The sequence below is a fragment of the Tuberibacillus calidus DSM 17572 genome (genome assembly GCF_000430685.1).
GTDB classification, from domain to species: Bacteria; Bacillota; Bacilli; order Bacillales; family Sporolactobacillaceae; genus Tuberibacillus; species Tuberibacillus calidus.
On the sequence record NZ_AUMM01000008.1, the window covers coordinates 37,817 to 55,595 of the forward strand.

At 45.9% G+C, this 17,779-nt stretch carries 20 protein-coding genes; 12 read left to right on the top strand and 8 right to left on the bottom strand.

Annotated features, from left to right (window positions below; translation table 11 throughout):
* Positions 1 to 15 precede the first annotated feature (15 nt).
* Both rpoN and H532_RS0102690 read left to right on the top strand, forming a co-directional pair.
* Positions 16 to 1,326, top strand: coding sequence for an RNA polymerase factor sigma-54 (gene rpoN / locus H532_RS0102685; protein ID WP_027724196.1), 1,311 nt, complete (start codon positions 16 to 18; stop codon positions 1,324 to 1,326).
* Positions 1,327 to 1,428: 102 nt separating this feature from the next.
* Entirely contained in the window at positions 1,429 to 1,635 is a 207-nt protein-coding gene (locus H532_RS0102690) for a CDGSH iron-sulfur domain-containing protein (RefSeq protein ID WP_027724197.1), read from the top strand.
* 357 nt (positions 1,636 to 1,992) lie between these two features.
* Here H532_RS0102690 and H532_RS0102695 read toward each other — a convergent pair whose 3' ends face one another.
* The 3 genes from H532_RS0102695 to H532_RS0102705 are packed head-to-tail and all read right to left on the bottom strand — an operon-like array spanning position 1,993 to position 5,133.
* A complete protein-coding gene (locus H532_RS0102695; RefSeq protein WP_081412278.1) occupies positions 1,993 to 3,036 on the bottom strand; it encodes an ABC transporter permease in 1,044 nt (347 codons plus the stop codon).
* Positions 3,008 to 3,979 carry an ABC transporter ATP-binding protein gene (locus H532_RS0102700; RefSeq protein ID WP_027724199.1) on the bottom strand — a complete coding sequence of 324 codons (972 nt, stop codon included), beginning with the start codon at positions 3,977 to 3,979 and terminating at the stop codon, positions 3,008 to 3,010. The genes H532_RS0102695 and H532_RS0102700 overlap by 29 nt, the downstream gene beginning before the upstream one ends.
* A gap of 2 nt (positions 3,980 to 3,981) precedes the next feature.
* Positions 3,982 to 5,133 (bottom strand): COG1470 family protein, encoded by a 1,152-nt coding sequence (locus tag H532_RS0102705; RefSeq protein WP_081412279.1) that lies wholly within the window; start codon positions 5,131 to 5,133, stop codon positions 3,982 to 3,984.
* A 245-nt stretch (positions 5,134 to 5,378) separates the two neighbouring features.
* Here H532_RS0102705 and H532_RS0102710 point away from each other — a divergent pair, with 245 nt between their 5' ends.
* The 5 genes from H532_RS0102710 to H532_RS0102730 all read left to right on the top strand — a co-directional run bounded on the left by H532_RS0102710 (position 5,379) and on the right by H532_RS0102730 (position 8,320).
* Positions 5,379 to 6,092: an RNA polymerase sigma factor gene (locus tag H532_RS0102710; RefSeq protein WP_051263087.1), complete on the top strand. Its 714-nt coding sequence runs from the start codon at positions 5,379 to 5,381 to the stop codon at positions 6,090 to 6,092.
* Entirely contained in the window at positions 6,076 to 6,780 is a 705-nt protein-coding gene (locus tag H532_RS0102715; RefSeq protein ID WP_027724202.1) for an anti-sigma factor, read from the top strand. Before H532_RS0102710 ends, H532_RS0102715 begins: the two co-directional genes overlap by 17 nt.
* Before the next feature lie 169 nt (positions 6,781 to 6,949).
* Positions 6,950 to 7,507 carry a superoxide dismutase family protein gene (locus H532_RS0102720; RefSeq protein WP_027724203.1) on the top strand — a complete coding sequence of 186 codons (558 nt, stop codon included), beginning with the start codon at positions 6,950 to 6,952 and terminating at the stop codon, positions 7,505 to 7,507.
* A gap of 205 nt (positions 7,508 to 7,712) precedes the next feature.
* Entirely contained in the window at positions 7,713 to 7,964 is a 252-nt protein-coding gene (locus H532_RS0102725) for a hypothetical protein (protein WP_027724204.1), read from the top strand.
* Between the two features lie 41 nt (positions 7,965 to 8,005).
* Positions 8,006 to 8,320, top strand: coding sequence for a 4a-hydroxytetrahydrobiopterin dehydratase (locus H532_RS0102730; RefSeq protein WP_027724205.1), 315 nt, complete (start codon positions 8,006 to 8,008; stop codon positions 8,318 to 8,320).
* A 97-nt stretch (positions 8,321 to 8,417) separates the two neighbouring features.
* On the opposite strand, the gene fabL is transcribed toward H532_RS0102730, so the two are convergent.
* From fabL to H532_RS0102745, 3 genes are read right to left on the bottom strand one after another with little or no spacing between them, the layout of a single operon-like run.
* A complete protein-coding gene (gene fabL / locus H532_RS0102735) occupies positions 8,418 to 9,176 on the bottom strand; it encodes an enoyl-[acyl-carrier-protein] reductase FabL (RefSeq protein WP_027724206.1) in 759 nt (252 codons plus the stop codon).
* A gap of 48 nt (positions 9,177 to 9,224) precedes the next feature.
* Positions 9,225 to 10,355, bottom strand: a complete 1,131-nt coding sequence (locus tag H532_RS0102740) for a copper resistance D family protein (protein ID WP_027724207.1) — start codon at positions 10,353 to 10,355, stop codon at positions 9,225 to 9,227.
* Between the two features lie 15 nt (positions 10,356 to 10,370).
* Positions 10,371 to 10,865, bottom strand: a complete 495-nt coding sequence (locus tag H532_RS0102745) for a copper resistance CopC family protein (RefSeq protein WP_027724208.1) — start codon at positions 10,863 to 10,865, stop codon at positions 10,371 to 10,373.
* Between the two features lie 148 nt (positions 10,866 to 11,013).
* On the opposite strand from H532_RS0102745, the gene H532_RS0102750 reads away from it, so the two are divergent.
* From H532_RS0102750 to H532_RS0102765, 3 genes are all read left to right on the top strand, one after another.
* Entirely contained in the window at positions 11,014 to 11,310 is a 297-nt protein-coding gene (locus tag H532_RS0102750; protein WP_027724209.1) for a YjcZ family sporulation protein, read from the top strand.
* Between the two features lie 590 nt (positions 11,311 to 11,900).
* On the top strand, positions 11,901 to 13,187 hold the full coding sequence (locus H532_RS0102760; RefSeq protein WP_038111368.1) for a purine/pyrimidine permease: 1,287 nt from the start codon (positions 11,901 to 11,903) through the stop codon (positions 13,185 to 13,187).
* Positions 13,188 to 13,243: 56 nt separating this feature from the next.
* Positions 13,244 to 13,585: a hypothetical protein gene (locus tag H532_RS0102765; protein WP_155994951.1), complete on the top strand. Its 342-nt coding sequence runs from the start codon at positions 13,244 to 13,246 to the stop codon at positions 13,583 to 13,585.
* A gap of 29 nt (positions 13,586 to 13,614) precedes the next feature.
* Here the strand turns inward: H532_RS0102765 and H532_RS0102770 are convergent, their stop codons facing one another.
* A complete protein-coding gene (locus H532_RS0102770; RefSeq protein ID WP_051263088.1) occupies positions 13,615 to 14,076 on the bottom strand; it encodes an OsmC family protein in 462 nt (153 codons plus the stop codon).
* A gap of 190 nt (positions 14,077 to 14,266) precedes the next feature.
* Here H532_RS0102770 and H532_RS0102775 point away from each other — a divergent pair, with 190 nt between their 5' ends.
* Entirely contained in the window at positions 14,267 to 14,911 is a 645-nt protein-coding gene (locus tag H532_RS0102775; protein WP_081412281.1) for a TVP38/TMEM64 family protein, read from the top strand.
* On the opposite strand, the gene H532_RS0102780 is transcribed toward H532_RS0102775, so the two are convergent.
* Positions 14,897 to 16,228 (bottom strand): TrkH family potassium uptake protein, encoded by a 1,332-nt coding sequence (locus H532_RS0102780; RefSeq protein ID WP_027724215.1) that lies wholly within the window; start codon positions 16,226 to 16,228, stop codon positions 14,897 to 14,899. The genes H532_RS0102775 and H532_RS0102780 overlap by 15 nt on opposite strands.
* A 59-nt stretch (positions 16,229 to 16,287) precedes the next feature.
* Between H532_RS0102780 and H532_RS0102785 the strand changes: the two genes are divergently transcribed.
* A complete protein-coding gene (locus H532_RS0102785) occupies positions 16,288 to 17,730 on the top strand; it encodes a Na+/H+ antiporter NhaC family protein (protein WP_051263089.1) in 1,443 nt (480 codons plus the stop codon).
* Positions 17,731 to 17,779: the final 49 nt, after the last annotated feature.

Consider the following 17,779-nt stretch of genomic DNA (forward strand, 5'->3'; position numbering starts at 1 on the left):
AAGGGGGTGGAGGCTATGGAGCTCCGTCAAGTCCAACAGCAATCTTTGAAACTCAAAATGACAGCGGAATTAAAACAGGCGATTTCCATGCTCAGGTTTTCCACTCAAGAACTGAGGGATTTTCTTTATGAACAAGTCGCTGAAAATCCTCTTATCGATATTAAAGAATCGGTCGATGATGTCGGCCACTTCCACATAAGACCGCACGGGCATGGCGAAAGAAAAACGGATGTCTTGAACCTGATTCCTACTGATGCCCCCGACTTTCGCGAAGATCTCATGCAACAAGCGCGGCTTACGATCACCGATCCCAGCTTACTCAAGATCGTGTCCTATTTCATTTCACTGTTGGATGATGATGGCTATTTCCGCGAAGACATCATCGATGTTTCTGACCAACTCGACGTCCCTTTTTCTGTCGCGATGAAAGCGCTTGAATGCTTACAGGCATTGGACCCACCTGGAATCGGCGCGAGGAGTGTAAAAGAATGCCTGTTGCTTCAAATCGATCGGATGAAGCCCCATCGATCATTAGCTAAAGAAATCATTGAAAACCATTTGGAAGAGCTCGCATCCGGCGACTTGATGGCGTTATCCGAACGCCTCGGCACCTCCTTGGAAGCCGTTCAAGAGGCGGTTTCTGACATTCGAGCTTTAAACCCGAAACCCGTGCGTTTTGAACCTTCGAAGCGGACGCCATATATTCGGCCGGATTTGATCGTTGAAAAAAGAGACGGCCAATACGACATTGCGCTCGTCGAACCATTGCCGAAAATCTATTTTAACCATCATTATGATGAATGGCTAAAACGTCCGGCACGCAGTGAGGCGGAAATGTTTATTCATCAAAAATACCGGCACTACACGTGGTTGGTGAAAAGCATCGAACAGCGGAGAAAAACCGTCCTGAACGTCACTCGGGCGATTATGGAGCGGCAAGGCCGTTTCTTGGAATGGGGGCCGAAAGCCTTGGCACCTCTTACCCTGAAGGATATTGCCCATGACTTGAATATTCATGAATCAACGGTTAGCCGGGCGGCCCGTGAAAAATATGTGCAAACACCACATGGCATCTTTGAACTTCGCCGCTTTTTCTCTTCCGAAGTTAAAACACATGGCTCAAGGGGGATTTCCGCTACAAGTGTCAAAATCCTCATTCGGGAACTCGTCGAGACCGAAGACCGGAGGCAGCCGTTATCGGATCAAGCGATTGCCAACGCATTAAAATGGAATCAAGGGATTGTCATTTCTCGGCGGGCCGTCGCCAAGTATCGCAGCGAATTAAACATTCCATCCTCATCTAGGAGAAAACAGGTATCAATGTAGTCGCTACCAAACTTGTGGCGTCAACATCAATGCGGTCGTTTCTTGACACAACAATGAGGAAAAGAATAGAATTTTTATACAAAAAGAATTGGAGGGACGTATATGTCAGACATGCCAACGATTAAAGTGCGTGATAATGGCCCATATGTGGTTTCCGGCCCGGTAAAGTTAATTGATGCGGAAGGAAATGAATTTGAAACAAAGGCAACGTTTTCGCTTTGCCGCTGTGGCCAATCTTCTAATAAACCTTTTTGTGACGGCACGCATAAAACCTTCTTCGAATCGGTCGTCCGCGCGAATCAAAAATAATAAAGCCACGGTGGCGGTTCTCGCCCGTACTGTATTTAGAGAAGGATACTGAAAACCATCTATTCATCCCTATTGAATAAAAAATGGGGATGAATAGATTATAGTTAGAGCGCCGAACCCCCATGATTTTTGCAAGTTCTTTATACCTCTTTTCCAAATCCCCTTGGATTTCATGGGCATTTCCTTGATCTTCTCCGCATATTCCTTTTTTCTCATTCGGACTCAGTTTAATATTAAGGCAAAAACGAAACGGCCTTAGCCCAATGGAATATGGAACTAAGGCACCTAATCTCTTGGATGACTTCCACTATCTATTTAAATGGGAACCGTTCAAATCCCTTAGAGTTATTTTAGAATTTAAGAACGGGAACGGATTTCCTGGCGCAAGAATAAAAGATACGATAAGCCGAAACAAACGATGGTGGCGGCGATCAGACCGGTCAGTTGGGGCCAGACGAGCAAGACGCTTTGCCCGAGGGAAAGCGGGTTGGGCACGGCTCCGTAGACTTGGCTCATCGTCAATGGCCCAAGCGTGCGAATGGATGGTGTCAAAAGGGTCGATGTCGCTTCACTAAATAATTCATTCGGTGAAAAATTCGACAACCCGTGCATGAATTTAGAATAACTGAGCAAATCCTCGACCGGTGCCGTTTGACTCGGGGCAAGCGCAGAACCAATCAAACTGATGAGCATGCCGAAAAACACGCTGAAGAAAATCCAAATGGCGATGCAGGATAAGGCTGAAGTGGCCGCCTGTTTAAAGCGCACGGAAAAGAGTATGGCCAGATTCAACCAAAAGGCGACATAAACAATGCTGATCATAATGAAAAAGATGATGCGCCAAAACTCTTCCGCAGTTGGTGGAATACCAATGACGAGTAACCCTATACCCATGACCAAGAAGCCGAGAGCGAAGAATAAAAAACTGATGACGGAAAGTGCACCGACAAATTTTGCATTAATAATATAGTCACGGGGAATCGGTTGACTCATCAGCCGGCTAAGCGTCCCTTTATTCCGCTCCGAATTGATGGCATCAAACCCTAATGAAATGCCAAGGAGCGGCCCCAGAAAACCGATAAACGTGATATACGGCGGGATCGGATCTTTATACATCGTAAAAAGCATAAGGAATAGATTGTCACGGCTTAAATCACTTGGGTCTTTGTCTTTTATTCCCGAAACTGCAGTATAAAGCGAAGCAAGGCACGTTAAAACAATAATTGCAAAAAGAATGATCGATCGTAAGCTGCGAATATGATCACTGATTTCCTTTTGCACGAGCACCCAGAACGGCCCGGATTGAACGGTTCTTTTTTTCTTAAGTGGCGTTAGGAAGGGGATTTTTAATGTGCCTAATTCGATAGAGCTTTCATTTAACTTTTGAAAGGGGCTTCTCATGCCTGTCACCTCCCTCAAAGTAGCGGTGGTATATTTCATCCAACCCGTAATGCTTTTTTGTTAACTCTTGTAAATCGTACCCTTCGCGAACGATTTTCCGAGCGATTTCCGATGTGATGTCTCGAGTGCAGTGCAATTCAAAGCGCGATTCGTCGAGTTTTTTTATTTTATGGACATCTTCCATATTCTCGAGCACATGCTGAAGGCGGTCGTCAGCCGAGCGTAACTGGATGCGAATAATAATTGGATCCTTTTCAAATAATGCCTTCGCGAGTTCATCGATGTTTCCCGTTGCAAGTAGCCGTCCACTTACAAACAAACCGACGCGGTCGCAGATTTGTTGGACTTGATGCAAATGGTGTGAGGAAAGGAGAACCGTCAGCCCTTCGTCACGGCTAAGAGTGCGGATTAACCTAAGAAATTCCCGAACACCCTCTGGGTCAATGCCGAGCGTCGGTTCGTCAAGAATGATGATATCGGGGTTTTTGATCAAAACATCTGCCAGCCCAAGCCGCTGGCGCATGCCGCGGGAGTAAGTGCCCACTTTCTTGTCGCCGGCTTGTTCGAGGCCGACTCTTTTTAAAAGCGTTTGTGCGCGATCAAGCGCCTCATCTTGTGCAACCCCGTTTAATTGTGCCGTTAAAACAAGGTTTTCAACTCCCGTGCGATCTTCGTAAAAGCCGACGTCATCCGGCAAATAACCAACTATTTGTTTGACCCGAATCGGGTAACGGGTGGCATCCACGCCGTTCACATGGACCGACCCGCTCGTTGGCTCCGTTAGCCCAAGCAACATTAATATGGTTGTGGACTTACCGGCGCCGTTTGGTCCGAGCAAGCCAAAAATTTCCCCGCGTAGGATATCCAGTGTCAAATTGTCAACAGCCGTGATGTCTTCATATTTTTTTGTCAGTCCGCGGAGTTGAATCATCACCTCCGTCACGACTATCTCCTCCCGTACTTTTTAATCAGATAGTAGATACCAGCTGCGACGGCGATGATGATAATGACACCGATCCATCCCCAAAGCCAGGACGTTTTGACCGTCACGCGCAAATCGGCTTCGGCTGATGTGTCGTCGGATTGTGCACTGATATTGACCATATAGTCGCCGGCAATCGCTTTATCAGAAGCATGGATGGTCGCCTTGACTTTAGATGTTTTCCCCGGTGCAATCGTTTTTAAGCTTTCGGGGTCGAAGTCTACTTTCCAGTCATCGGGCGTTGTCGCACTTAATTGGACATTCCGGAGCGTGCCGGACCCGGTATTTTTGACGAGAATCGTAATGGTTTTCGCGTGTCCAGCCGTGACATCGGTATTTAAATTTTGATCGGATGTCGTGACTTCCATCTGATACGTACCGGTAATGACGACATCAAGCGTCGCCTTGGCTTCGGTTGACCCAGACGTTGCTTTAATGGGAATCTCGTATGTGCCAGCTTTGACGTTTTTCGGCGGCTCGACATGAACGGTAATGTCTTTGGTCGTGTTGGGGTCAAGTTCTACCGAGGTGACGCCTTTTCCATCGACTTGGAATTGGACATCCCAACCGGACTCAGCGCTCGATGTGAGCGCATAACGCTGTGCTCTTGCCGTATGGTTTTGCAAAGTGGCGGTGAAATCGAAGGTGGAACTGTCGGTGCCTTCCATGTTGGATTGGTCGACTTTAAAATCCGATTCATAAGTCCCGCTTTGACTAGCCGTAATGCTCAGCGGCAGCGTGGCACTAGTTCCTTCGCCATCGGCAACAATGCTGAAGTGATACGTTCCCTTTTCAATTTTCAAAGGAACGTTCACTTCGACTGACATTTGTTCTGATTTTCCAGGTTGAACCGACAGTTGATGGACTTCCCAACTTCCGGCTGTCAGTTTGGCTGTAAAGCCTTTCGGTAAACCTTTAACCGAAAATTTTACATTTTGAATGCTTCCCGTATGGTTAATGACATCGACATCATAAGTGACACTGTCTCCTGGCGTCACGGAAATGCCGGTATAAGGCGTGTAGAGTTCAATGCCGCCTGCCGCATGTGTGATGTGGGTGCTACTAGTAAAAAGCAGCAATATAAGCGTTAAGATGGCGCTAAGTTTTTTCAACATCGACATTTCCCCCTTAAATAAATAGATTCATACGGTATACGCACGATCGGGAAAAATCGATTTATCAAAATAAGAATTTATTAAAAACCGATGTTAATCCGTCCTTGGGTGATGAGTAAGCTCGGCATGTCTATTCGGTAAAAAGTGGATTGAAGGCAATTTGTAAACGCAGTCTTATGATGCGGTCGGGGGCGAAAGGTATTGGAAGAGGCACAATGCGTAAGCCGACCTATTGAAAGTGAGTCATGAGAAATTATTTAAAAAACAAATTTTCCGCAACCGACTGCCAAATGCCTTTTACGGCTAACCGGGTTGCGATTTCTTATGACCTTCCCGATAATAAAAAAAAAGTGAAAAGAAAAGGGGTGGGTAAAGTGGCGTATACCGATGACCGACCGGAACGGCTTTTAGCCGAAATGCGGTCAGGGTCTATGGAAGCTTTCGACCTTTTCTATGAAACACATGTCGGATTTGTCTATCAGATTGCTCTTAAAATGACGAATAACCGCTCTGAGGCGGAAGATTTGTGCCATGATGTGTTCGTCGAAGTGTTCAGGCATCCTGAACAATTTGATTCTACCCGAGGTAGTGTCAAAGCTTGGCTGGCCGTCAAAACCAAAAGCCGCTATCTTGATCGGCTGCGAAAGAAAAAGCGGATCATCGTCGGCATTCGCCAGAGCAAGGAACAAGCCCCCGCTGCAGAAGAAGTGGTCGCAAACAAATTGGAACGGGAACGGCTGCTTTCTGCACTTGAACTTTTACCAGCATCGCAGAAGGAAGCCGTTTTTCAAAAATACTTCGGTTACCAGACGCAAGAGGAAATTGCTGCCATGATGAAAAAACCGATTGGCACGGTGAAATCATTGATTCGGTACGGCTTGAAAAACCTACGCAAGCAATTTGCTGAAAATGAAAGCCGGGCATACGGAGGTGACAATCGCCATGAGCATAAAATGTGAGTGGACCGAACAAGACATCATTGATGATCTGTTAGGTCATATCAAGGATGAAAACACCAAACGACAACTACATAACCATTTAACCTATTGCGCGCATTGCCAAAAACTTCATGAAGAGTGGTCAAAGATACTCCCAAGCGTTGCCTCACTTCCACCAAAACCCGGCGAATATGTGAAGAAGAGAATCTATCATACCATCGGCAAAAAAGAGAGAAGCTTTCGCTTGAATAAAAGATTGCTCACTGCGTGCTGCATGGCATTTTTGTTATTAGGTGTCGGTTTTGTGGCAGGGCGTTGGTCCATGCAGCCAGACGGTCATCAACTAGGGCACAGTATTTCTAACGTAAAAACGGGCGTCATCCCACACCAAACCCATGCCTATCGGGTTGTGCCGGTCCATGCCCGAAATATGGACGGCTATGTTTGGGTCAATGCGAGTACGAATGATATCATGTTGTTTTTAGATGGCCTGAAACCGATTCAAGGTCGGGATTATCAAGCGTGGCTTATTTCAAATAATAATAAAGAAAATGCCGGCATCTTGCAGATCGACCAAAATTTTGCTCATGTCATTGTGCACCACCCCGATATTCCAAAGGTTGAACGGATCGTCATCAGCATCGAGCCACAAGGGGGAAGTGCCGTCCAAACCGGGCCCAATGCTATAGATCTCGATTTGCGGGAGTAAACGGAACCAATAAAAAAATTCAATTGCATCAACAACCGATAGGTACGAAAACTTTCCTCCAAGACTCAAAATCGGTGGCTTTTCCATAAAAAACATTCCGCTTCTTTGGCAGTTATAGGATGTTTTAATATGGACCAAGATAAGAATGTAAACCTTTAGGTATGGAGGAATGCTTTTGAAAACTTTAGTCATCTCTGTCACTAGCTTTATTATGGCATTAGCTCCTCTCGCGATGACTGGGTCTTATGCATCAGCCAAAGAAAAAGTGGAGAAGACACCGGCTTCTTATGCTGTTGTGTTAAAAAACACCAAGGGTGACGTCGTTGGGCAAGCTTTGCTCAGCCAATCGGAAGGCGGGGTCGTTGTCCAGCTGACGGTGCAAGGGCTCAAGCCGGGATTACACGGCATCCATTTTCATGAAAAAGGGGTATGCCAACCGGCTGATTTTGTAAGCGCCGGAGATCATTTTAATCCATACGGCAAAAAGCATGGTTTGCAAAACCCCAAAGGTCCGCATGCTGGTGATTTAGAAAATCTTTTTGCCGACCAAAATGGCCATGCCCAAACATCGTTTATCACATCACGCGTGACTTTAGAAAAAGGAAAGAAAAATTCGCTCAGGGACGAGGATGGCTCAGCCCTCATCATTCACGCGGATGAAGATGACCAAATGACGGACCCATCTGGTAACTCTGGAGCGCGGATTGTTTGCGGAGAGATTAAATAGCCACAAAAACTTTCATAAATGGATGTAAAGGTGAAATGGCCGGCAACTTATCATTGATGGAAAACCTAGGTCCATCATCGATATCTGTCCGGCCGTTTTTGCTTGTGGTTAACCCATTTTAAAAATCTTGAGCGCCTGACTGAAACTCTCCCTCGTCATATGGTATTCTAAAAAAGGAATGATCATATGAATAAGGGGTAGTATGGTGAGCGATTTAGAAAGATTACAAGTCCTCACAGAGATTGTGAGTGAATTTCGTTTTGCGATATTAAATGATAATGAGCCTGAAAAAATGGGGCAGCTTGTCTTGGAAGTCGTGCAAGAAACAGGTGATGGCAAGCTGCAGGACATGGTCCTAAATGCTTATTTAAAATTGACGGATCGTGAAACCGCCATCCGCTATCTCAATGAGGCGCGGGACTATTTATATGAAAAAATCGATGTCTTGCTCAATTAAAGCGCTGAGGGACGAGTCAATTTTAGAAAGGGGAGGGCAAAGTGCGACGGGTCAGTGATGAGGAAGTGGCCAACGTCTTAAACGAATTGGACGGCTGGACGGTCGAAGAGGAAAAATGGCTGCGCAAACGGTATCGCTTTCCGGAATTTTTGAAAGGCATTGCTTTTGTCAATGACATTGCGAAACTTTCAGAGGAAGTCAAGCATCATCCGTTTATTTCCATTGATTATAAGGTTGTCACGTTAAAATTAACTTCGTGGCGGATGAAAGGCATCACAGACTTGGATTTGGAACTTATACAAAAATATGATGATTTGTATCGAAAACAGCTAGGCTCTGATGCCAAAGAAGGTTGACCGCATTGCACTTTGCTAGGTAGAGCGAGAAAATATTTGCCGCCTTTCCATAAGCCAATTGACTAAAAAAAGGATGACGCATAGTGCGCCATCCTTTTTATTCGCTTACCAAAAGACTTAATCCACCATCGACGATGATGGTTTGGCCGCGGATCATGGAAGCAGCTGGGGTGCAAAGGAAGTACACGGCTTCGGCGATGTCTTCCGGTTCGACGATGCGGCCGGATGGATTCTTTTTCCGCGCTGTTTCCAGCAACTCTTCCCGATTCGGAAAATGCTTTAAGGCATCGGTATCGACCGCGCCACCGGAAACCGTATTGACGACGATGTTTTTCGGTGCCAGTTCAACGGCTAAATATCGGGTGAGGGCTTCCACCGCAGCTTTGGAAACGCCGACGACGACGTAATTTGGCAAAGCGCGAATCGAGCCAAGGCTTGAAATGGAAACGATAGCGCCACCGCCGTTTTTCTCCATTAACTTCGCCGCTTCCTGGGAGGCAAACAGGTAAGCTTTTGCGTTGATATCCTGTGTCCAATCCCAATGATGTTCTTCGATTTCCATCAACGGCCGTTGCACACCCGATGCGGCGTTATTGATGAATACATCTAGCCGTCCAAAAACTTCCTCGGTTTCGGCAAACAATGCGCGAATTTGGTCGAGTTCACCGACATTCGCTTTAACGGTATGTACTTTCACGCCGTATTTTTCTTCTAATTCAGCTTTTGTTTCTTCGGCTTTGGATTTTTTTCTCATATAATTGATGACGAGATCATATTGTTCACGGGCAAACCTTTCGGCAATCGCTTTGCCGATGCCGCGGGAGCCGCCCGTAATTAGCGCCACTTTGTTTCCCATCTCAGGTAACCTCCTTAAAAATCGTCACAGTAGATAATTATATCATATTTAATGTAACCCTGACATCACTCCCAAATAACTGCTGATGAGGTAGCCGACCGAGCAGACGACCGCGATGAATGCTGATCTTTTTTTCATAATGACGATGGCGGTCATCACTAGGAAAAGGACGGCGATGAGAAAAAAGATCGCGGTCATATATGTCATCGAAAAATGAAGGACGGTGTCGCTTTTAACGGTTCCGCTGTAAAGCGCGGCAAAGAGGGGGCTCGTCTCACCCGATAAAATGGATTGCGCGACATCATGCGGCGGCTTCTGTTGCCCCATAAAGGCCGTGGCCGCAAAGATAAAGAATAGGATGATGCTTTCCACCCGCGCCCATTTGATAAAGGCATACGGCGAGCGCTTGGCAAAACGCAGGCGATGTTTCGCATAAAAGCCGTTAAACGCCGCACACAAAATCAGCGGAATGAGTAAAAGATGCTTGATGATAAGTGCTTCGCCGTAGTTCATGATTAAGCCTTGCTTGTATTGATAGGCTGTTGCGGAAAGCGAATGGTCAAGAGGCTTAGCAATATCGATCATCATCGTTCCGAAACCCGATGCCAATGCGGCGAGAATACAAACGATTGAAAAAGGCGTAAACCACCGCAGGAAGTTTGGCCAACGTTCGGTGCTTTGGCTAAACCAGGCGGCTGTTATTAAACCTCCCGTCCATAAAGAAACCGCTAATAAATGAAAAAAATGCGCGGTAAATCCCCATGTCGGTGAGAGGCTTGCGGCATGCCCGGCTTTCGCATACGTCACGAGTATTCCGATAAAAAGGATCAGCCCGAGCTTTGAAAGAATGTGATCTCTTTCCAAATCATTAAAATAGATAAGCCCTGCAAGCAAAATCACCAAAACAAGCGTTACCATCCACGCTTTTCCGATCTGGAAAGTAAACAGGACGCCGGTTAAGGCTTGCCAATACCCCGTATCTTGACCAAGCAGGATGATCGTATAAAGAATGGGGGCAAAGGAAAGCACCCCTGCGGCTAAAGTAGCATATAGCAACCACTGTTTTTTCATGCGGACATCCGGCCGCTTTTCTTCATCTAGACTATAAAAAGTGAGGGTTCCGCCGAGGAGCGCAAAACAAAAATAAAGCAGAACTTCCGTTACCGTTACATAAATCACACGGCTTCCCCCTTATTAGTCTTTCTTTTTAAGGAGCGCCAAAAATGCGACGATTATGATGATCCCAAGTAGAATGGCTGCACCGGTGTATAACGTTGTATGATCTGTTTTTTCTATCGGCTTTTCGATAGGCGTCTTTTTTGGAGATGGTGTTTGTTGTTTTTCCTCGCCGACGGTAAAGGTTAACTGCCCTTTGCTTTGGTGGCCGTCTGCGGCGACAATTTCCCATTTTGCTATGTAATTTCCGTCGGCAAGCGGTTTTTGGAGGTTAACCGTCACCTTTTTTCCCGAAACAGACGGTGTTACGGCCGGAACAGCTTTGCCATTTTCATCCGTTAAAGAAAAGTTTTTAAAGGCTTTGACTTCTTCACTAAAGTCCAATGTCAGCGCATCCACGGCTTGTTTGACGGTTTCGCCTTGTTTCGGTTGGCTGTCAACCAATTCGGCGTGCGCGGAGGCCATATTCGGGATGAGTAGAAAAAGACAGAGGATCGCGACAAACTTTTTCATTAGAGTAACACCCTTTCCATTCTATTAACCTTTTACTAGCTTACCAAATCATCATTATTTTTAAAATATCATCACGCGAGTAGGCGGCCCTGTCACCTTTCGAACTTTATACATAGAATAAAAGGAGCCCGTCGAAGGGGGTAGATGTGTGGATATAGAAACACGACAAGCTAGACAAAGAGAATTTACCATCATTTTGGTTTTGTTTATTTTACTAGTGATTGTCGGTGCGGTCGGCTATCAGTTACCGCAGAACGTTTATTATTATGGCGGTTTGTCCCCAGGGCCTTATGGTTTCGGCGGTTGGGGCGGGTATTATGGCCCTCTTCCGCCACCTTATTGGGCAACACCTACCCCAACGAGCATGGCACCATTACCCTATGGTCCATATGGTGCACCAATCCCGCCGGCTTACGGTCCGCCTCAATTGCCCGCATGGTGGTAAGCGGTAACAGCTTCTCATTCGGTCAATCCGTGAGAAGCTGTTTTTTTGAAGGGGATTCAAAGGGCTATTTGCACGGTTCAAAAGAATAGATTGGGCTGAAAAACTTTTTGAAGTGGTATCTAGCTTGAATTTATTGGTAAAATATTGCGGACTCGCAATGTTTTACCAATATCTGTATCCCAAAAACCACTTTGAAGCAGGAAGCTGTCCAAAATGGCCTTTAGCGAGGCTCTATCTGCCATTTTGGGCTGAGAAATTTTTTGAAATGGCATTTAGCTTGAACTTATTGGAAAAAAAAGCCTGGCCCAAAGGTTGATTTCCCAACATCTGTATCCTCTAAACCATTTTGAGATAGAATTAGGATCAAAATGGCTTTTAGTATTATTCCATCGACCATCTCGAAAAGGAAGGCGAGCCAGATAGGCCTATAAATTAGAACGGCCCGCAATAGGTCTCTAATCATAAAAAAACCGGACTTATGCTTTGGTAATCTTAAATGCACCAAGTGCTTTAAGCAAAGTTTCCGCATGAATGCATCACATTTGGTAAACTAAGGGCTGGATGATCGATATTAAGGAGTATTGCGACTTATGGGAAAAACAACATTAGCTTCTTTTCAATGGATGGTTTTTATTCTAGCGGGAACGATCGTGGCCCCGGTTTCTGTCGCTTTCGCGTTTGGCTTCACGCATGCAGAGACCGCCGACTTACTACAACGGACGTTTTTTGTCGTAGGCATCACCACTTTATTGCAAGGGCTATTCGGCCATAAACTGCCGCTCACCGAAGGGCCGGCAGGACTCTGGTGGGGCGTTTTTCTAGCATATGCCGCTCTCGCCGCACAATCCGGCTCTCCTGAGAAGGTGTTAAGCGGTTTGGAAATGGGGTTGGTTGCTTCGGGCGTGCTTTTTATATTGCTTTCGGCTTTCAATATGATCCGTTTTGTGCAAAAGTTGTTTACACCCGCTGTTATCGGCACTTATCTGATTTTGTTAATCATACAGCTCAGCGGTCCGTTCATCTCTGGGATATTAGGAGCAGATGTAGGGCGCGTCGACGGAAAGACGGCTTTAGCTTCGCTCATCACGCTCGCTTTATCCATCTTCTTATCACAATCGCGCATGGTTTTTCTAAAAAATTATTCTGTACTAATCAGCTTAATTTTCGGATGGGTATTGTTCAGCATCTTAGGATTAACGGCTTCACAGTCTTCTGCCCAGCTGGATATCGTGACGGTGCCGAAATGGTTTGTCTGGGGAGTGCCAACTTTTGATGCCGGGATCTTCATCACATCGCTTTTAACCGGTCTTCTGCTTTTGACCAATATGATTGCGAGCATTGAAGCGGTAAGACAAGTCGTCCAGCCAGAAAAACCGGAAAGTATGCGGAAAACGAGTTTTGTCATGGGGATCAACCAAATGCTAGCCGGCATGTTTCCAACTGTCGGAGGTGTGCCCATCTCGGGTTCAGCGGGGTTTATCTTAACAACCCGCATTAAGGAAAGGCTACCTTTTCTCATAGGTGCCGCAATGATTCTCATCATGAGTTTTTTTCCAATGATCACGACCTTTTTTGCCGCACTACCGGCTCCTGTCGGTTATGCCACTTTATTTGTCTCCATGGCGGGAATTTTAGGTCTCGGCATGAACACGGTAAAACAGGATCTGCAAAACGTGCAAAAGGTACAGGTGATTTCGCTTTCCATCATGATTGGCGCAGGTGTCTTGTTCATTCCGGAGACTGTCCTTTCCTCATTGCCGAACGTCTTGCGTTCATTATTACATAACGGCTTGGTCATCGGGGTATTGGCAGCCATTCTATTAGATCAAATGATGGCCCGAAAAACTTACCGAGCGCTTTCAGATGAATGTTCATAAGTTTTTGATGGACGAGTAGAAAAGGGGCACAATAGAAAAGAAAGGAGGCAAAAATGGTGATTATTGTCTGGTTAAGCCTTGCGCTTATGGGTATTGCTTTCATTTGGCTGATCGTTCATGCGGTTAAGGAAAGTCGCAACGTTAAAGATCAAGTGATTCGCTTAGGAAAATCGATAGAAATATTGAGGAAAAGAAGCGAGGCGATCGTTAAGCAAAAGGATAGGTTGTTGAAAACAGCGGACCAAATTGCCGGGAATTTCGAACAAAAAAAGAAAGAGGTCATGTTCCTTAAAGCGGAAAGTCTCGCCTTAGTGGATACATTAAGGGACTCCAAGGAGCAATTTGTAAAAGCGTATGAGCGGTTAATGAGGATGTCGGGGTCAGACATTCGACGCTAAAAATGCGTCGTCTCCGGCCCCAAAAAATTTTACAGTGTCCCAACTGGGGCGTCACCCCGGATGACTGTCGGTTGAACGCTGATTTTCACACGCCCCTTTACGGCATTACCAATCATGCATTTTTCCTCGGCCTTAAAGGCCGCTTTTTTTACGGCTTCTGCGATCTCATCGGAGGCTTCTTTCGTCAAATAAATAGAAGGATAATGCGTAATGGCTTCAAAATGCAAGCCACCTTCTTCACTGACGATGCCTTCCGAGCGAACTTTCATGGATGTATAAGGTAAACCTTTTTTCGTTAAAATGTTCGCGAGAGTTATCATGTAGCACGATTGTGTCGCTGCGATCAACAATTCATCGGGATTCGTACCGATGCCTGGGCCGTTCATGGACGTATCAACAGAAATTTTTGTTTCGAAGCCTTTCGAGCCGATGCTGCCGACAGCGTCCCTTGCGCCTTGCCACTCACCGTTTACAGTAAATGTATAGTTCAAAGTCATCTTCCTCCTTTCGTTATACTTTTATTTTAACATAGGAGGCTTAGATCGGCGCATTTTGCGTCTTTGCCGGGTAGCGAAACTTTAATTGTTTTGGTTTCGTATTTATAAAGGCAACCAAGGGGGATTATGCTATAATGTCAGCAGATGTCTTGATTTGTGTCAAATAAAGGAGTCGTTCTCGGGGATGGGGCTATTACAAGATATAGAACAATTTTTTCATACATATGTCACCTTCGCTTCAATCGAGAAGCTGTTGGAAGGCTATCGCGGGTTTGGGCCATTTCTTGGCATTTTGCTACCGGGTCTTGAAGCGTTTCTCCCGTTTTTGCCTTTAATCGTCTTTGTCCTCGCCAACGCTGCTGCCTATGGTTTTGCGCTTGGTTTTTTGCTCTCATGGGTCGGGACTTGTCTTGGTTCCTTTATAGTCTTTATCGTCGTTCGGCGCATTGCTACCAAGCGGTTGAAACAGTCTTTGCAGCGCAGTCAAAAAATCCAATCCATGCTTCAATGGATTGAGCGTCACGGCTTTGGCCTCGTGTTTTTCGTGCTTTCGATTCCGTTTACGCCGTCTTCGCTCATCAATGTCGTTGCGGGGCTATCAAACCTTAGCCTTCGCTCTTTTGCCTTGGCCGTGATGTTAGGAAAGATGGTGATGATTGGCATCATCACGTTTATCGGTACCGACTGGAAGAATATCGTGTCAGATCCGTCGCGCATCATCCCAGTCATCGTCGGCATCGTGGTTTTTTGGGGCGTCGGGAAATGGATCGAAAAGACATTAAATAAAAAAGCTGGCGAAAAAGAAAAACATCGGTCAGCCGATAAATAATTTTCCGTGCGGATAACGAATGGCATCATTTTCGCGCTGAGCGACAGAAAATAAAAAGGTCAACGGGCCGAGTTTGCCAAAAATCATCATGAGTGAAAGAACGACTTGTCCCATTGGGCTAAGATGTGAGACAACACCGGCGGAAAGCCCCGTTGTCCCAAACGCCGAGACCGTTTCAAAAGCTATTTTTAAAAAGGACATGCCCGGCTGTTCGAAGAGTAATAACAGAAATAGGGCGGAAAAAATAACGCCAATAGAAAGCAACGTCACGGTTAAAGCCTTATAAATATCATATCGATGTATCGTTCGCCCCAGGATCACCGGAGCTTTTTTTCTTTTAATAAAGGCCGAAACCATCGCCATCAAACATAAAAAGGTCGTCAACTTGATGCCGCCGCCCGTCGATACGGACCCGGAACCGATAAACATGTACATGATCATAAAAAAGAGTGATGCCGGTTCAAGACTGCTAATGTCAACAGTGTTAAATCCTGCTGACCGCGTCATCGCTTCCTGAAAGAAAGCCGCAAGCATTGCTTCTCCCATAGGAAGATTCCCGAGGGTTTTCGCATTGTCCCTTTCAATCAAGAAAATGACGACGGTTCCAATGACATTCAAAATAACTGTGCCGATGATCATAAGTTTGGTATGCAAACTGAATGCCCGCCATCTTTTTTTATCCCATATATCGTTCATGACAGTAAAACCGATGCCGCCGAGGATTACCAAAGCGCTGATAAGAATGTTTATTGTCACATCCCCAACATAATGGGACAGGCTGTCTGGCCAAAACGTAATGCCCGCATTATTAAATGCGGAAACCGAGAGAAAGCCGGCATAAGATAGCCCTCGCCCCCATCCCCACTCAGGAATCAATCGAATGGCAAGAAGTATGGCAAAAAAGCCTTCAAAAAAAGCCGAAAAAACAAAAAGGCGGCGAACGAGGCGCATAATGCCCGAAATGGAATGTTGATTTAAAGCTTCTTGAATCATGAGCTTTTGGTGAATAGAAATGGGGATATTCAATGCCGAAAAAACAATGACGGCGATTGTCATAATGCCTAGCCCGCCGAGTTGGATGAGCAGTAGGATCACGATATGACCGGCTGGAGAAAACACATCGCCGTTAAAAACGGTCAGAAGCCCGGTGACGGTGGTCGCCGAAGTGGCCGTAAAAAAAGCGGTGAGCCAAGAGATCGGTTCTTTCAATGTGAAAGGGCATTTGAGCAAAATCGTCCCAATGAAAATCAAAAAAAGATAGGATAAGACCAAGATTCGGGCAGGATTGTGCCACCCTTTATTATGAATCACTGCCATTAGCCACCCCCCTTTAAGCATATTTTCCCCTGAATTTCGCAAGCTATGAGAAAGAGAGGATGAAAAAGGGGAGAATCACTGTGACTGTTGACCATTGGTGGTCCATTATTCCGTTTCTTGTCGTCATTCCCGTGGCCATGTTGACACATAAAGTGCTGCCTGCACTCATCATTGGTTTAATCGTCGGATCGTATATTTATAACCCGCATCCCATCGGGGGGATTCAGTCAGCGGTTCAGTTTGTTGTTAAGGCTTTGACCGATAAAAGCAATATCGAAATCATCTTATTCCTTTATATTTTTACCGGTTTGGTCGGCATGATGAAACATTCCGGAGGCATTAAAGGCTTCGTGAAATGGTCGGCGGAGCATGTCCAAACAAAACGGCAAGCTTTGCTCCTAATTTGGGCCTCCACGATCGGCACATTCAGTTCACCAACATTCCGCATTGTCACCGTCGGCCCGATCATGCGCGCCTTGCTTGAAAAAATGAAGATGCGGGGAGAAGAATTGGGATACGTCATCGAGACGACGGGGACGGCTTTAATTGCTTTAATTCCTGTGGCCACTGCCTTCGTTGGCTACATGACGTCGGTGATTGATGTGTCCTTGCAAAATGAACATCTTCAAGCCGACCCGTATGAACTATTTATACAAAGCATCCCGTTTAATTTTTTCTCGTTTGCGATTATACTTTTAGGCATTTACTTGAGTTTTTTCCATCGCGATAAAAATAAAGCCGTCAAGAAAACCGAACAGCCGGAAAACCGGAAACAGGCAGAAGCCAAGGGGTGGGAAGATTGTCATCCGGTCGTGGCGCGAAATTTACCGGCAAAACCGATCAACTTAATCGTTCCTCTCTTTTTGGATATCGTTTTAACCCTTGTCCTCACATATCTGAGCGGGGTACATAATGGTTATCACGGGCTCCGCGCCTTTACAAAAGCCGACGTCTTGAGCGCCATGTTGGTCGCTTTGATCATCGCCATGTTAGTGACATTTATTTTTTATTTGTTCCAGAAGTTTACATTGGATGATCTTCTGCGGGAATTTATCAGCGGTGGCAATCAGTTGATGAATGTCGTCATTTTATTAAGCGTCGTTTGGGGTTTAACACTCGTCACGGATAAGCTTGGCTTTGCCGGGTTTGTCACCGACCACATGGGCTGGATTCCGACGTCGATCATTCCCCCCGTTCTTTTTTTGGTTGGCTGCGTTATTTCTTATTTTATTGGTTCGTCATGGGGGACATGGGGAATACTCATGCCTTTAGGTATCGCCCTCGCGCATTCTTCCGGGGCTGATTTAGCCGTTGTCGTCGGTGCGGTCTTTGCCAGCGGGGCCTTTGGGACGTTTTCCTCACCGCTCAGTGATGATACGAACACCATGGCCGGCGTCTTGGATCTTGAGGCGGTATCCTATGCGCGTTTTAAATTAAAAACCGCTTTGATTGCCGCAGCAGTTGCCACTGTTGGTTACATGATCACATCGTTTTTTATTTAGAGGCAAAGGAAAGGGCGGAATGGGGCTTGCCAAACGAGCACAACCGCTT

Bases quoted from the DNA above. Each gene is read 5' to 3' on its own strand.
- rpoN (WP_027724196.1), top strand. From the start codon at position 16: ATGGAGCTCCGTCAAGTCCAACAGCAATCTTTGAAACTCAAAATGACA.
- H532_RS0102690 (WP_027724197.1), top strand. From the start codon at position 1,429: ATGTCAGACATGCCAACGATTAAAGTGCGTGATAATGGCCCATATGTG.
- H532_RS0102695 (WP_081412278.1), bottom strand. From the start codon at position 3,036: ATGAGAAGCCCCTTTCAAAAGTTAAATGAAAGCTCTATCGAATTAGGC.
- H532_RS0102705 (WP_081412279.1), bottom strand. From the start codon at position 5,133: ATGTTGAAAAAACTTAGCGCCATCTTAACGCTTATATTGCTGCTTTTT.
- H532_RS0102710 (WP_051263087.1), top strand. From the start codon at position 5,379: ATGAGAAATTATTTAAAAAACAAATTTTCCGCAACCGACTGCCAAATG.
- H532_RS0102715 (WP_027724202.1), top strand. From the start codon at position 6,076: ATGAGCATAAAATGTGAGTGGACCGAACAAGACATCATTGATGATCTG.
- H532_RS0102720 (WP_027724203.1), top strand. From the start codon at position 6,950: ATGCTTTTGAAAACTTTAGTCATCTCTGTCACTAGCTTTATTATGGCA.
- fabL (WP_027724206.1), bottom strand. From the start codon at position 9,176: ATGGGAAACAAAGTGGCGCTAATTACGGGCGGCTCCCGCGGCATCGGC.
- H532_RS0102745 (WP_027724208.1), bottom strand. From the start codon at position 10,865: ATGAAAAAGTTTGTCGCGATCCTCTGTCTTTTTCTACTCATCCCGAAT.
- H532_RS0102760 (WP_038111368.1), top strand. From the start codon at position 11,901: ATGGGAAAAACAACATTAGCTTCTTTTCAATGGATGGTTTTTATTCTA.
- H532_RS0102775 (WP_081412281.1), top strand. From the start codon at position 14,267: ATGGGGCTATTACAAGATATAGAACAATTTTTTCATACATATGTCACC.
- H532_RS0102780 (WP_027724215.1), bottom strand. From the start codon at position 16,228: ATGGCAGTGATTCATAATAAAGGGTGGCACAATCCTGCCCGAATCTTG.
- H532_RS0102785 (WP_051263089.1), top strand. From the start codon at position 16,288: ATGAAAAAGGGGAGAATCACTGTGACTGTTGACCATTGGTGGTCCATT.